At 71.2% G+C, this 12,946-nt stretch carries 13 protein-coding genes; 7 read left to right on the plus strand and 6 right to left on the minus strand.

Annotation, left to right across the window (positions count from 1 at the left end):
* The first annotated feature begins 23 nt into the window (after positions 1–23).
* Entirely contained in the window at positions 24–689 is a 666-nt protein-coding gene (locus tag KCH48_RS29110; RefSeq protein ID WP_210577872.1) for a maleylpyruvate isomerase family mycothiol-dependent enzyme, read from the plus strand.
* 95 nt (positions 690–784) lie between these two features.
* The gene (locus tag KCH48_RS29115; protein WP_210577873.1) at positions 785–1,477 is read left to right on the plus strand and encodes a copper homeostasis protein CutC; all 693 of its coding nucleotides are present in this window, start codon (positions 785–787) and stop codon (positions 1,475–1,477) included.
* A gap of 78 nt (positions 1,478–1,555) precedes the next feature.
* On the opposite strand, the gene KCH48_RS29120 is transcribed toward KCH48_RS29115, so the two are convergent.
* A complete protein-coding gene (locus KCH48_RS29120; RefSeq protein WP_210577874.1) occupies positions 1,556–3,595 on the minus strand; it encodes a UvrD-helicase domain-containing protein in 2,040 nt (679 codons plus the stop codon).
* 201 nt (positions 3,596–3,796) lie between these two features.
* Between KCH48_RS29120 and KCH48_RS29125 the strand changes: the two genes are divergently transcribed.
* Positions 3,797–3,979, plus strand: coding sequence for a hypothetical protein (locus KCH48_RS29125; protein ID WP_210577875.1), 183 nt, complete (start codon positions 3,797–3,799; stop codon positions 3,977–3,979).
* A gap of 16 nt (positions 3,980–3,995) precedes the next feature.
* Here the strand turns inward: KCH48_RS29125 and KCH48_RS29130 are convergent, their stop codons facing one another.
* Positions 3,996–5,639: a DNA repair helicase XPB gene (locus KCH48_RS29130; protein ID WP_210577876.1), complete on the minus strand. Its 1,644-nt coding sequence runs from the start codon at positions 5,637–5,639 to the stop codon at positions 3,996–3,998.
* 164 nt (positions 5,640–5,803) lie between these two features.
* Here KCH48_RS29130 and istB point away from each other — a divergent pair, with 164 nt between their 5' ends.
* On the plus strand, positions 5,804–7,036 hold the full coding sequence (gene istB, locus KCH48_RS29135) for an IS21-like element helper ATPase IstB (protein ID WP_210577877.1): 1,233 nt from the start codon (positions 5,804–5,806) through the stop codon (positions 7,034–7,036).
* Here the strand turns inward: istB and KCH48_RS29140 are convergent.
* The 3 genes from KCH48_RS29140 to KCH48_RS29145 form a co-directional block, all read right to left on the minus strand.
* The gene (locus KCH48_RS29140) at positions 7,005–7,235 is read right to left on the minus strand and encodes a hypothetical protein (protein WP_210577878.1); all 231 of its coding nucleotides are present in this window, start codon (positions 7,233–7,235) and stop codon (positions 7,005–7,007) included. The genes istB and KCH48_RS29140 overlap by 32 nt on opposite strands.
* A gap of 91 nt (positions 7,236–7,326) precedes the next feature.
* Positions 7,327–7,455 carry a hypothetical protein gene (locus KCH48_RS42995; protein ID WP_282615195.1) on the minus strand — a complete coding sequence of 43 codons (129 nt, stop codon included), beginning with the start codon at positions 7,453–7,455 and terminating at the stop codon, positions 7,327–7,329.
* 227 nt (positions 7,456–7,682) lie between these two features.
* Positions 7,683–10,208 (minus strand): helicase C-terminal domain-containing protein, encoded by a 2,526-nt coding sequence (locus KCH48_RS29145; RefSeq protein WP_210577879.1) that lies wholly within the window; start codon positions 10,206–10,208, stop codon positions 7,683–7,685.
* Positions 10,209–10,392: 184 nt separating this feature from the next.
* Here KCH48_RS29145 and KCH48_RS29150 point away from each other — a divergent pair, with 184 nt between their 5' ends.
* Together KCH48_RS29150 and KCH48_RS29155 are read left to right on the plus strand one after the other, a co-directional pair.
* Positions 10,393–11,400 carry a hypothetical protein gene (locus tag KCH48_RS29150; RefSeq protein WP_210577880.1) on the plus strand — a complete coding sequence of 336 codons (1,008 nt, stop codon included), beginning with the start codon at positions 10,393–10,395 and terminating at the stop codon, positions 11,398–11,400.
* Between the two features lie 40 nt (positions 11,401–11,440).
* Entirely contained in the window at positions 11,441–12,091 is a 651-nt protein-coding gene (locus tag KCH48_RS29155; RefSeq protein ID WP_210577893.1) for an HAD family hydrolase, read from the plus strand.
* Here the strand turns inward: KCH48_RS29155 and KCH48_RS29160 are convergent.
* Positions 12,070–12,318, minus strand: coding sequence for a hypothetical protein (locus KCH48_RS29160; protein ID WP_210577881.1), 249 nt, complete (start codon positions 12,316–12,318; stop codon positions 12,070–12,072). The two genes, KCH48_RS29155 and KCH48_RS29160, sit on opposite strands and share 22 nt — an antisense overlap.
* Before the next feature lie 174 nt (positions 12,319–12,492).
* Here KCH48_RS29160 and KCH48_RS43000 point away from each other — a divergent pair, with 174 nt between their 5' ends.
* The gene (locus KCH48_RS43000; protein ID WP_067434904.1) at positions 12,493–12,876 is read left to right on the plus strand and encodes a cold-shock protein; all 384 of its coding nucleotides are present in this window, start codon (positions 12,493–12,495) and stop codon (positions 12,874–12,876) included.
* The last annotated feature ends 70 nt before the right edge of the window (positions 12,877–12,946 follow it).

Here is a 12,946-nt window from a genome sequence, read left to right on the forward strand (position 1 = left end):
CCACGCACCCTAGCGTGGGAGACATGACTTCTGCTGACGTACGTGACCCCGAACTGCCCGGACGGCTGCTGATCACCGAGCGCGACACGCTGATTCCGCTGTTGCGGGAGCGACCGGACACGGATTTCGCCAGGCCGGTCGCCGCCTGCCCCGGCTGGAGCGTCCGGGATGTGCTGGCCCACTGTTCGGCCGCGTTGCTGAGGGTCGTGGAGAGCCGCTTCGAGAACGACGTTTTCTCACCCGAGGCCAACGACCGGGACATCGCCGAGCGCGCCGACTGGACCAACGCGCGCGTCGTCGACGAGCTGGAGCGCGGAATGACCGACGCCGGGCCCGTGATCGCCGCGTCGGGCGGCGCCTTCGACGGGATCGCGCTCGGTGAGTGGGTGCACGCCGGGGACGTACGCGAGGCGTGGGGCGAGCCCGGAGCCTACGCCGGGCCCGGACTGCCGTACGCGCTCACGCTGCTGGCCGCGGTGACCCGGGAGCGCGGCCATCTGCCGTTGCACGCCGACCTCGACGACGTCGACGAGCCGGTGCGGCTGGGCGATGTGTCGGGGACGCGGACACCCGCACGGTTCATCGGGGACGCCGCCACGCTCGTACGGCTGTACTCGGGGCGTACGACGGCAGGGGCGTCGTACGAGCTGGCGGGCGTGAAGGAGACAGAGCTCAACATCTTCGGCTGAAGACGATCTTTTCTGGACCCCGTCCTCGCGTAGGCTGGCATTGGACTAGACCTCCTAGCCGTCCCGAGCCGCCGAGCAATGAGGAATGGGGTCCCATGAGCAAGCGTGCAGTCCTGGAGGTGATCGCCCTCGACGCCGAGGACGCCCTCGCCGCCCAGGCCGGAGGCGCGGACCGCCTCGAACTGGTCACCGACATGGCAGCGGACGGCCTCACCCCGCCGACCACGTCCTTCACCGCGATCCGCGCCGCCGTCGACATCGACCTGCGCGTGATGCTGCGACTCGCGGACGGATTCGCGGCGGAGGATGTCGAGCGCTTGGTCGAGGTGGCGCGGGAACTGCGCGGCGCGGGGGCCGACCAGTTCGTGCTCGGCTTCCTGGACGGGCACGGGTGCGTCGATCTGGACGCGGTGGAGCGAGTCGTGGCCGAACTGCACGGCTGCCGATGGACCTTCCACCGCGCCATCGACCACGCGTCGGACCGCGAAGCCCTACGCAAGCAAGTCGCCGACCTGCCCGGACTCGACACCTACCTCACAGCCGGATCGGCGGACGGCGTGACCGACGGCCTCTCGACGCTGCTCGCGGAGGCGGGACGGCGCGGGGAGCCGGGGTACGAGCAACAGATCCTGGTGGGCGGGGGCCTACGGCTGGACCACGTCCGGCAGCTGCAAGCCGCGGGTGTCGATGCCTTCCATATCGGGGGCGCGGCGAGGCCGAAGGGCTGGACGTCCCCGGTCTCGGCGGAAGCGGTAGGGAAGTGGCGTCGGCTCTTGGACCAAGGCTGACTGGAACCCCCTAGGGGCGCGGGGAACTGCGCGACCAGCCCCCACCCACCCGCACTCGCACACAACCTCAAGAGGCAATCACAACTGAGGCGGCAGGGGCGCCGAATGCGTCACGATCAACCCCGAGACAGCCCGGGTGAGCGCCACATACAACCGCCGCAACCCCGTCCGCTCATCCGGCTCCCCATCAACCACCGCCTGCGGCTCATCGAGCACCACATAGTCGTACTCAAGCCCCTTCGCGAGAGACGCCGGAACCAACGTCAGCCGCGTCTCCTGCGTCGTCTCCTCACCGGGATCGAGAAAACCGATCCCCGCCACCGCCAGCGCCTCCGCCAGCGCAGCGATCCGCGCATCGGCAGCAATCAGCCCCGTAGACCCCTCATTCCGCAGCAACTCCTCACACGCGGCCACCACTTCCCCCGCCTCGGCCACCTCACGCACCTCAAAAAACCCGGGATTCTCCCGCACCGAAGCCACCGGCGTCAGCCCCGGCGCAATATGCGGCAGCAGCCGGGACGCATACGTGATCACATCCGTCGGCACACGGAAACCGGCCGTCAGTTCCTCGACCACGGCGTCCGTCTTCCCCAGGTGGGCCAGCGCCTCGTCCCAACTCCGCGTAGCCCACGGCGTCGTACCCTGCGCCAGATCCCCGAGGACCGTCGCCGAACCGGTGGTGCACCGCCGGCCGACCGCGCGGTACTGCATGGGCGAGAGATCCTGCGCCTCGTCGAGAACCACATGCCCCAGCGAATGCGTACGCTGCACCAGATCCGTCGCCTCGTCGATCAACACCGCGTCCGCGGCGGACCACTTCGCGGCCTTCACCGACCGCACCGGCTTCGCCCACAGGATCCTCTTCTGCTCGTCCGCGCCAAGAACACCTCCCGCGTGTACGGCGAGAAAGTCCGCGTCCGTCAGCAGCCGCAGCACAAGCTTCGCCGGATCGACCGGCGGCCAGATCGCCTTCACCGCCGCTTTCACCGCGGCGTTGCGGGCGACGGCGTCCTGCACCCGGTCGTCCGGCGCCTCTCCGGAGCGTTCCATCTGCACCAGCACCGCGTGCGCGATCCGCTGCGGCAGGGCCTCGCGGGCGGCGCCGTACCGGATGTCGCGGTCGAGCAACTCCTGGACGATGCCTTCGAGTTCGTACGCCGGGACGCGCCAGCGACGCGAGCCGCGCACGACGACGACCGGCTCGGTCGGCATGGTCACATGGGAGCGGACGGCGCGTCGCAGCACCTCCGCCATCCTCGCGTCCCCCTTGATCACCGCGGCCGCCGCCTCGTCCGCGCCCCGCACCTCGACGTGCGCCACGAGGTCGTCGACCGTCGCCTGCCGGACCGTCAACTCGCCGAGGGCAGGCAGCACTTGCTCGATGTAGTGCAGGAAGGACTTGTTCGGCCCGATGACGAGCGTGCCGGTGCGGGCGAGCCGCTCGCGGTGGGCGTACAGGAGATAGGCGACCCGGTGCAGACCGACGGCCGTCTTTCCGGTCCCCGGACCTCCCTGCACACACACGGTCCCGCCTAGCCCGCTGCGTACGATCTCGTCCTGCTCCGGCTGGATCGTCGCCACGATGTCCCGCATCGGGCCGACACGCGGACGCTCGATCTCCTGCTGGAGCAGCTTGCTCGTCCGCGCGGCCTCCGACGGGTCGGAGAGGTGCTCGTCCTCGTACGCGGTCAGGTCGCCGCCCGTGTATCCGAAGCGGCGGCGCAGCGCGACGTCCATCGGGGCCTTCTTCGAGGCCCGGTAGAAGGGCTGGGACACCGGCGCACGCCAGTCGATCACCATCGGGTCGCCGTCGTGATCGTGCACATGCCGCCGCCCGATGTAGAAGCGTTCCCCTTCCGCCCCCTCCGCCTGCTCGGCGCCGACCGCGTGCAGATAGTCGAGCCGTCCGAAGAACAGCGGGGTGTCGCTCAGGTCGGCGAGGGCCTTGATCCGTTCGTCGATCTGACGGGCGAGGACTTCGGCGTTGACCCAGTTCGCGGTGACGTCGCTGATGTCGAGGGACTCGACGTCCTCGCGCATGGCGCGCAGGGCGGCACGGGAGGAGGCGAGGTGGGAGCGCTCTCGGGAGAGGGGATCGTCGGACGACGGGGTGGACAAGGGGTGCCTCCGTTGGATCCAGACAAGAGCGGAGATTCTAGGCCGCCGATGGAGCCGGCCGCCAACGGTTTTGTCGTCCCCTAGGGGACGGCCCCCTCCGCCCTAAGGGCCATGGCTAGCCCCGCAGGTGTACCCACGGACGACACGGGTTCGCCCCGCAGACCGATGCCCTCCTTATGGCCGGAGAGCCACCATGGATACATGAGCGCAGCAACCTTCACCCCAGCCCCCGGCCGCGCCTCAGGCGCGACCGCAGTCACCTCGACCCACCACCGTCACCGCCTCGGCGAGGCCCTGCGTGCCCTCAAGGTCTACGCGGGCGCCGCCTTCGACGTGATCATCCTCGGCGAGTACGGCGAGGAAGCCGGCGTCCGCCGCAAGTGACCCCGCCCCGCCCGGCTCAGCTCTCCGCGAGCAACTCGTCCGCGTCCACGATCCGGTACGCGTACCCCTGCTCGGCCAGGAACCGCTGCCGATGCGCGGCGAAGTCCTGGTCGATGGTGTCCCGCGCCACCACCGAGTAGAAGTGGGCCTGGTGCCCGTCCGCCTTCGGCCGCAGCACCCGCCCCAGCCGCTGCGCCTCCTCCTGCCGCGACCCGAAGGTCCCCGACACCTGGATGGCGACCGTCGCCTCCGGCAGGTCGATCGAGAAGTTCGCGACCTTCGACACGACCAGCACGCTGATCTCGCCCTCCCGGAAGGCGCCGAAGAGCTTCTCGCGCTGGGCGTTGGAGGTCTCGCCCTTGATGACGGGGGCGTTCAGATGCTCGCCCAGTTCGTCGAGCTGGTCGATGTACTGCCCGATGACCAGGATCTGCTGCCCGGCGAACCGCCGTACCAGCGCCTCCGTCACCTTCCGCTTGGTGTCGGTCGTCGCGCAGTACCGGTACTTCTCCTCTTGCTCGGCGGTCGCGTACGCCAGCCGCTCGGCGTCGGTGAGATTGACCCGGACCTCGACGCAGTCGGCGGGCGCGATATAGCCCTGCGCCTCGATCTCCTTCCAGGGCGCGTCGAACCGCTTGGGCCCGATCAGCGAGAACACGTCCGACTCACGGCCGTCCTCCCGCACCAGCGTCGCCGTCAGCCCGAGCCGCCGCCGCGCCTGCAGATCCGCCGTGAACTTGAAGACCGGCGCGGGCAGCAGATGCACCTCGTCGTAGAGGATCAGCCCCCAGTCGCGGGAGTCGAACAGCTCCAGATGCGGGTAGACGCCCTTCCGCCTGGTCGTCAGCACCTGGTACGTCGCGATGGTGACCGGCCGGATCTCCTTCTTCGTACCGCTGTACTCGCCGATCTCCTCCTCGGTCAGCGTGGTCCGCTTCACCAGCTCGTGCTTCCACTGCCGGGCCGAGACGGTGTTGGTGACGAGGATGAGCGTGGTGGACTTCGCCTGGGCCATGGACCCCGCGCCGACCAGCGTCTTCCCGGCACCACACGGCAGTACGACGACCCCGCTCCCGCCGTGCCAGAAGTTCTCCACGGCCTGCTTCTGGTACGGGCGCAGCGCCCACCCGTCCTCGACAAGATCGATCGCGTGAGCCTCACCGTCGACGTATCCGGCGAGGTCCTCGGCCGGCCAGCCCAGCTTCAGCAGCGTCTGCTTGATCTGCCCGCGCTCGGAGGGATGCACGGCCACGGTGTCCGGGTCGAGCCGGTTGCCGACGAGCGGAGCGATCCGCTTGGAGCGCAGGATCTCCTCAAGGACCGGACGGTCGGTGGTCGTCAGGACCAGCCCGTGCGCCGGGTGCTTGGACAGCGTCAGCCGCCCGTAGCGGTCCATCGTCTCGGCGACGTCGACCAGCAGCGCGTGCGGCACGGGATAGCGGCTGTACTGCACCAGCGCGTCCACGACCTGTTCGGCGTCATGCCCGGCCGCCCGCGCGTTCCACAGCCCGAGCGGCGTCACCCGGTAGGTGTGGATGTGCTCCGGCGCCCGCTCCAGCTCGGCGAACGGCGCGATGGCCCGACGGCACTCGTCGGCCAGCTCGTGGTCGACTTCCAGGAGCAGCGTCTTGTCGGACTGGACGATGAGGGGACCGTTCACGCGCGGCTTCCTTCCCTAAGGCCAGAGGTCGGCCAAACGTCCAGTGTGCCTGATCGTTCCCCGGTCGGGGCCGGAGCGGGTGGTCCGTCGTACAGGATGTCTATTCATTCCTGTGAGTGGTGTGGTTTCACCTGTACGGCGGCGAATGCGGAGAATGGCCGACCGTGCAGATCCTCACTCGTGATCCGTCCACGCCGTCCACCACGCTGGGCTATGCCCTGTTCGCCACGCGCTGGCTTCAGGCGCCGCTCTACTTCGGCCTCGTGGCCGCGCAGGGCGTCTATGTCTACAAGTTCTTCAACGAGCTGTGGACCTTAATCCTCCGGTGCGTCACCGGGCAGGCGAACGAGACGTACGTCATGCTCGCCGTGCTCAAGCTGGTCGACGTCGTCATGATCGCCAATCTGCTGATCATGGTGATCGTCGGCGGCTACGAGACGTTCGTCTCGCGCATCGGGCTCCAGGGCCACCGCGACCAGCCGGAATGGCTCTCGCACGTCAACTCCAACGTGCTGAAGGTCAAGCTGGCGACCGCCATCGTCGGCATCTCCTCCGTCCATCTGCTGCAGATGTTCGTGGATGTGCACCACACCGCACGGCACTCGCTGCTGTGGGGGACGGTGATCCACATGGCGTTCATCGTCTCGGCGGCGATCCTGGCGTACATGTCGGGGCCGATGGCCGCGCACGCCGAGCGAGCCGGCCGGCACCGGGACCACCACGAGCACAGGGCGGTCGAACGCCCCGCGCCCGTGCGGGCCGCCGCCCTGATTCCGGGCCAGGCGGGGGCGCCCGGCGTGGAGACGGGGGCCGAGGAGCGGATCCGGGACGCTGGGTTCCCGGCGCGGAAGCTGCTGGACGAGTACGACGCCGAGCATCCCCGGGTCTTCGACCGGGAGGCGGTGGCGCGGCTCGGCAAGCTGGACTTCGTCGGGGCCTGCGGGAACGTGGTGTTCGTCGGGCCGCCCGGCACCGGCAAGACGCATCTGGCCGTCGGGCTCGGGGTGCGTGCCTGTGAGGCCGGGTACCGGGTGCTGTTCGACACGGCCGCCGGATGGGCGGCACGGCTGGCCGGAGCGCAGGCCGCGGGACGGCTCGCGGAGGAACTTGCGGAGCTGGATGCCTGTCCCGTGCTGATCGTCGACGAGGTCGGGTACGTGCCGTTCGACGCGGACACGTCCCGGCTCTTCTTCCAGCTGGTGGCGCACCGCTACGAGCGGGGGTCGCTGATCGTGACCTGCGACCGCCCGCTCGAGCGCTGGGACGAGGTGTTCGGCGGCCCGGCCGCCCCGGCGATGGTGGACCGGCTGGCCCACCACGCCGAGATCGTGCGGCTGGACGGGGACAGCTACCGGATGCGCCGGGCTACTTCAGCTTGGACAGGTCGAGGTTGTTGACCAGCGGTTGGGCGAAGATGTGCCCGTCGACGTTGAGGAGGGGCTCGCCGCCTGCCCCGGCGGCCGGGAGCGGCAGCGGCAGCGCGGGGGCCGCCGAGGCCTCGGGTGCCAGCGCGCCGACGAGTGCGGCCGCGGAGACCAGCGCGGCGGCGGACACGGCGACGGCGGCGCGGGCGCGGTGGTTGAGCTTGTCACGCATGGGGACGTAGGGGCCTTTCACGGAGGGGGATCGATCGGGGTGGGCCGGACCCGGGGACACCGGGACCGGCCCGGGGAGTGCGGGGGACGGGTCAGATGGCCGGTGTCTCGATGATCAGGCCGGCGACGTCGATGCCGATGGCCGCGGCCTGGGTGGCGAAGGCGCCGATCATCACGGCGGTGGCGGACAGGACGGCGGCGACACGACGGGCTGCGCGCATGGGCGTGGACTTCCTTTCACTGCGGATCAGGACATCCGTTGGCTGCCCGGCGCTCCGCTTCGGAATGCGGGGTGACCTGCGGGTTCGCTCATGGGTGGGAAGTGTCCGGCGTGGCGTGCATGAACCTGGGCGTACACCCGTCCGAGGGAAGAGCCGCGATCGGCCGTCGTGCGTCTGCGGGTCCGTCGTGGCTGGTCGCGCAGTTCCCCGCGCCCCTTTGGGGCGCTTCAGTCGTCGGCGAGTTCCGCGACCCCGGTGATCCGGTGCAGCGGATACGTGCGGACCTCGTCCGCGGTGTGGTCGTACGCCGTCACGAAGCCGCCCTCGACCTTGATGGGGGCGATGACGCGCTGGCTGGCGGAGCCCTCCGCGTTCACGTAGCCGATCCAGAGGGTCTCGCCGGTGAGGACGGCGGCCTGCATGGTGGCGAGGGTCTCGGCGGAGCCGGTGCGGGGGAGTTCGCCGTTGGTCACGGGGGTCTGCTTGCGCGGGGTCGTGGAGGCGAGGTCGCCCGCCCGGATCGCGCGGATCGCGGCCGTCAGGAGCGTCGGGTCGGGCGCTCGGGGGCCGTCCGGGACCGGCTCGGGGGCCGTGCGCGGCGGGGTGCGGTGGGCGTGGGCGCGGGTGATCAGGACGTCGCCCTCGGCGGATTCGGCGGCCGGCGCGAATCCCATCGCGCGCAGGCCCTCCAGCAGCGTCGCCGGGTCGGCCTGGGCGGCCAGCACGGTCGGGGCGAGGCGTCGCAGGTGCAGGGCGGCGGCGCGTTTGTCGGCGACGATCTCGTTCAGCAGGGCGTCGTCGTCGCAGCGGACGTACGCCGAAGCCGCGCCGATCCGCAGATGGCCGTGCCTCCTGGCCACGTCGTCGATCAGGTACGTCAGCGGCTGCGGGATCGGCGTACGCGAGTGCGCGGCGAGGAAGGCGTGCAGGTCGGAGGCGCTGCGGCCGGCGTCAAGCGCACGGCGTACGGAACCGGGGGTGAACCGGTACACCGTCGCCCCGCCCTTCGACTCCACGTCCGCGAGGACGTCCAGCATGTCGGCGAGCGGGCGCTGCAGCGGGCCGGGGGCGACTGCCGTGAGGTCGGCCTGGAGGAGGACGTGGTCCAGGGGCTCCGGGAGGAGGGGGGCGAGGAGCCGGGCGGCGGTGGCGGAGGCGGTGGCCTGTTCGGCGGGGGTGAGGGGTTCGCGGGCTGGGACCCTGTGGTGCTTGTGGTGGACGGGGAGCTTGTCGCCGGGGCCGGAGGGCGCGTCCGCGGCCGGCTTCGCGGCCGGCGCTCCGATCAGCGCCCGCCCGTGCGCGGACAGCGCGCCGCGGCCGGTGACGCCGAGCAGTTCCGCCTCCGAGAGCGTCCACCGGGCGAGCCGGGTGCGCAGGTCGTCGTCGCTCTGCGGTGCCCGCAGCGGGCGCTCCCAGCGCAGCCGGGCCAGCACCGACTCGGCGGACGGCGCGGCGCCTTCCGGCAGTTCGGCGAGCAGGGCCAGCACCCGGTGCCGTACCTCCGGCGCGGCGGAGCGGTCCAGGCCCGGGCCGAGGGCCGACATGGTGCGCTCCTTGGAGTCCCGGCCGCCGACCAGGCCCGCCGTGCGGGTCGCCGCCAGCCAGGCTTCCGCGAGCCGCACCCAGCGCTGGTCCGCGGGCTGTTCCAGCCACTCGTCGTAGGCCGGGGTCGCCGCGTACCGCTCGTCCGCCTCACCGTCCGACGCGATCAGGCCCGCCGCGTACGCCAGCTCCACCCAGAACGCCGCGATCGGCTCCGGTACGTCCAGGGCGACGGCCGTCCGCTTCAGGTCCCGGACGCTCAGCCCGCCCGCCCGCAGCACCGTCGGACCGCCCTCGTCCCAGTCCCGCAGCAGCTCCTCGACGGTCGCCAGCGCCGAGTACGCTTGCCCGGCCGCCGTCGCGTCCACAACCTGTGGACGGTGCGTGCCGGCGGGCTCGACGGGGGGCGGCAGCGGCTCGGTGGCACGGTGGGCGTGGCCGCCCCGCAGATGCAGGGCCACCTCGCGGGGGAGTACGACGGTCCCGGGCGCCGTCGGCAGCAGCAGCCCGCGGTCGAGGAGCCAGCGCAGCCGGGCCGCCGGGTCGGCGGTGACCTGCCCGTACGGCGGGCCCCAGACCAGGCGGCGCAGCACCTCCAGGGACTCCTCGGGGGCGCCTGCGAGCAGGGCCTTCATCCGCTTGCGGTCCTTGAACAAGGCGGTCAGCGCGGCGACCGCCGAGACCGCGTCGTGCGTCGACGCCAGCCCGGCCGCCGTGACGATCTCCTGGATACGGCCCGGCGACATGCCCGACGTCGCCTCCTGCACCGTCGGGCCCAGGCCGGTCGGGGACGGGTGCTGCGGGGACGGGGCCAGCAGCTCGCGGGCCGTGCGGACGAGGCGGAGACGGTCGTCCGGGCCCCAGACGAGGGCCTGTTCGCGCAGGGTGGCGAGGGCGTGCGGAAGGGCGGCGGCGACGGCCTGGTCCCCCTCGTCGCCGGTCATGAGGCCGAGGAGTTCTTCGTACGGTGCCGGGTCCGGGGCGACGGCTAGTGCCTCCGCCGTTTGCAGGGCGAAGCGGTCCAGCCGCTCCAGGGCACGCACGACCGAGGCGCGGGTGCCGGCGCGGGTCGCGAGCTGCGTGAGGTCCGTCGGGACGGGGGTGATGAGGTCGGGGCGGCTGCGCAGCAGCGCGGCGAGGGCGGCGTCGTCCTGGCCACGGAGTGCCTCCGCGAGTGAACGCGGGGTCGCCGGCTTGTCCTCGGTGCTCATCCGACTCACGGTACCGGGTGACTCCGTCGGTTTCGTTGCCACGGGAAGTGCCGGGGTGGGCCGTCGTTCGTCTGCGGGTTCGTTGTGGCTGGTCGCGCAGTTCCCCGCGCCCCTTCGGGTCGCTCCTCGCGGTAACGTCTGTCACCACGGGGTTATCCAACGCACCCGCCCCGGAGGGGACTTCGTGGGGATCGAGAGCGACCAGGTCGTCTACGAGTATCTGAGCCGCGTCGGTGACGTGGCTCAGCAGCGGCAGTTGCCGTCGTCCGATCGGATGCGGCTGGTCTCGGAGTTGCGGAACGAGATCGACCGGCGTCGGGCGAAGACGCCGGTGGACAGTCCTGCCGCCGTGCGCCGTATCCTCGCCCGGCTGGGCAGCCCCGATGAGGTCGTCGCCAACGCCGGTGGTGGCGGCGGTGTGCCGCAGGTGCCGGGCGCCTCCGTGCCCGTACAGCCGGACCGGGCCCAGGAGCGGCCCAGGGCCAAAGGGCTGCGGCGCGTGGTGCCCCGGCCTCGGCCCGCCGAACCGGCCGAACCCGTCGAGGGCCCCGCGGATGCGCCCACCCCGCCCCACCTCGCCGGTGCCGACGAACTCGGCAACAGTGCGACGCGGCCCGACTGGTGGCGGGTGGACAGCAGTCCGTTCGGGGCCGGGGACGAGGTGCCGGGGTTCGTCGGCGGGGTGGAGATTCCGGATCTGCTGAAGCCTCCGCCGCCGAAGGAGATCGAGAAGGCGGAGAAGGCGGACAAGGGTGTCGTACGGGACGAGCCTGTCTCTGTGGAGAAGGCGGAGAAGGCGGGGAAGGCCGAGGAGGGCGCTTCCGGGCGCCGGCGCCTCCGCCTCCCGCGACCCGGACAGTGGAGCAACCCCTTCCTCCTGCTCGGCGCGGCCCTCCTCGTCGCCGGTGCCTTCCTGGGGAACCTGCTCGTGCTCCTCTTCGGCTGGCTCATCGCCTACGCCTCCCGGCGGCTGACGCAGGCGGAGCGGCAGGTGGCGGTCATGTGGCTGCCGGGCACGGCGTTGACCGCCGGGCTCGTCTGGCTGTGGGGACGCAACCAAGGGCGGTGGGGTGATCCCATCGCCGAGGGGCACATGAACGCCGCCGTCTCCGACACCTGGCCGTGGGTCGTCCGGGGCGCCGCCATCGCCTCCGCGCTGTTCCTGCTGTGGCGGTCCCAGCGGCAGCGGTAGGGGAGGACCGGGCGTCTTGATCGCCGCCCGCCTGGGCACAATGGCCCATATGACCTCTGCCGCCCTGCCTCCCGTCGCCTCCCTCACCGTCGGCTTCGACCTCGACATGACGCTGATCGACTCCCGGCCCGGCATCCACGCCTGCTTCACGGCGCTGGCCGAGCGGACGGGGACGTTCATCGACGCCGATCTGGCGATCAGCCGGCTCGGGCCGCCGCTCGTGGACGAAATGATCAACTGGTTCCCGGCGGAGCAGGTGGCGGCCATGTGCGACCTGTACCGCTCGATGTACCCGACGTTCGCCATCGCCGCCACGCTCGCCCTGCCCGGCGCCCGTGAGGCGATCGCCGCCGTGCACGCGGCCGGCGGGCGGGCGATCGTCGTCACGGCCAAGTACGAGCCCAACGCCAAACTGCACCTGGAGCACCTCGGGATCGACGCCGACGCGGTGATAGGCGACCTGTGGGCCGAGCGGAAGGCGGAGGCGCTGCGCGAGCACGGCGCGGCGGTGTACGTCGGCGACCACATCGGCGACGTGCGCGGGGCCCGTACCGCCGAAGCGCTCTCCGTGGCCGTCACGACCGGGCCGTGCGACGGCGACGCGCTGCGGGCGGCCGGAGCGGATGTGGTCCTGCCGGACCTCACCCACTTTCCGGCCTGGCTCGCGGACTACCGCCCGGCGCGCGCCTGACGGCGGCCGGCCGCGATCGACTGGAAGACGCCGGCTCCGGCCATCAGGAAGCCGACGCCCATGAGCATGCTCAATCCGAACATGTACGTCGGAAATGGCGTCGTACCGAGGAGAAGCGGGGCCACGGTGACGAGTGTGGCCACGGCACCGGCGAAGAAGACGATGGCTCCGGCACGGACCAGGCGGTCGCCGGGCGCGGCGGAATTCGTTTGGGTTTTGTCACGCACCCGACCAGGGTAGTTCCCTGCGCGAAGGAACAACCGGGTGACGTCTTGTCACCGGGTGGAAGACCATTAGCCTTGGTACCGGCGGGTCCCGACGACCCGCCCCAGTGCTATCAAGAGCAGTTCCCTGGCGTTTTCCGAAGCAGTTTTCCGACGAGTACGAGGACGAGGACAGACGTGCCTACCGGCAAGGTCAAGTGGTTCAACAGCGAGAAGGGCTTCGGCTTTCTCTCCCGTGACGACGGCGGCGACGTCTTCGTCCATTCCTCGGTCCTCCCCGCCGGAGTCGAGACACTCAAGCCGGGTCAGCGAGTTGAGTTCGGGGTCGTCGCCGGGCAGCGCGGTGACCAGGCGCTTTCGGTGACGATCCTCGACCCGACCCCTTCCGTCGCCGCCGCTACTCGCAAGAAGCCGGACGAGTTGGCCTCCATCGTCCAGGATTTGACGACCCTCCTCGAGAACATCACGCCGATGCTCGAGAGGGGCCGCTATCCCGACAAGGCCGCCGGCGGGAAGATCGCCGGTCTGCTGCGAGCGGTCGCCGACCAGCTCGACGTATAGGACGTACAGATCCTGTAGATCTTCCGGATTTCTAGGGAAAGTCGAGCGCATCCGGGCCGAGGGGCGGCAA

This window comes from Streptomyces sp. GESEQ-4, assembly GCF_017948455.1.
Lineage (GTDB): Bacteria > Actinomycetota > Actinomycetes > Streptomycetales > Streptomycetaceae > Streptomyces.

Excerpts from the sequence above, each read along its gene's own strand:
- KCH48_RS29110 (WP_210577872.1), top strand. The coding sequence starts at position 24 with ATGACTTCTGCTGACGTACGTGACCCCGAACTGCCCGGACGGCTGCTG.
- KCH48_RS29115 (WP_210577873.1), top strand. The coding sequence starts at position 785 with ATGAGCAAGCGTGCAGTCCTGGAGGTGATCGCCCTCGACGCCGAGGAC.
- KCH48_RS29125 (WP_210577875.1), top strand. The coding sequence starts at position 3,797 with ATGAGCGCAGCAACCTTCACCCCAGCCCCCGGCCGCGCCTCAGGCGCG.
- KCH48_RS29140 (WP_210577878.1), bottom strand. The coding sequence starts at position 7,235 with ATGCGTGACAAGCTCAACCACCGCGCCCGCGCCGCCGTCGCCGTGTCC.
- KCH48_RS42995 (WP_282615195.1), bottom strand. The coding sequence starts at position 7,455 with ATGCGCGCAGCCCGTCGTGTCGCCGCCGTCCTGTCCGCCACCGCCGTG.
- KCH48_RS29145 (WP_210577879.1), bottom strand. The coding sequence starts at position 10,208 with ATGAGCACCGAGGACAAGCCGGCGACCCCGCGTTCACTCGCGGAGGCA.
- KCH48_RS29155 (WP_210577893.1), top strand. The coding sequence starts at position 11,441 with ATGGCCCATATGACCTCTGCCGCCCTGCCTCCCGTCGCCTCCCTCACC.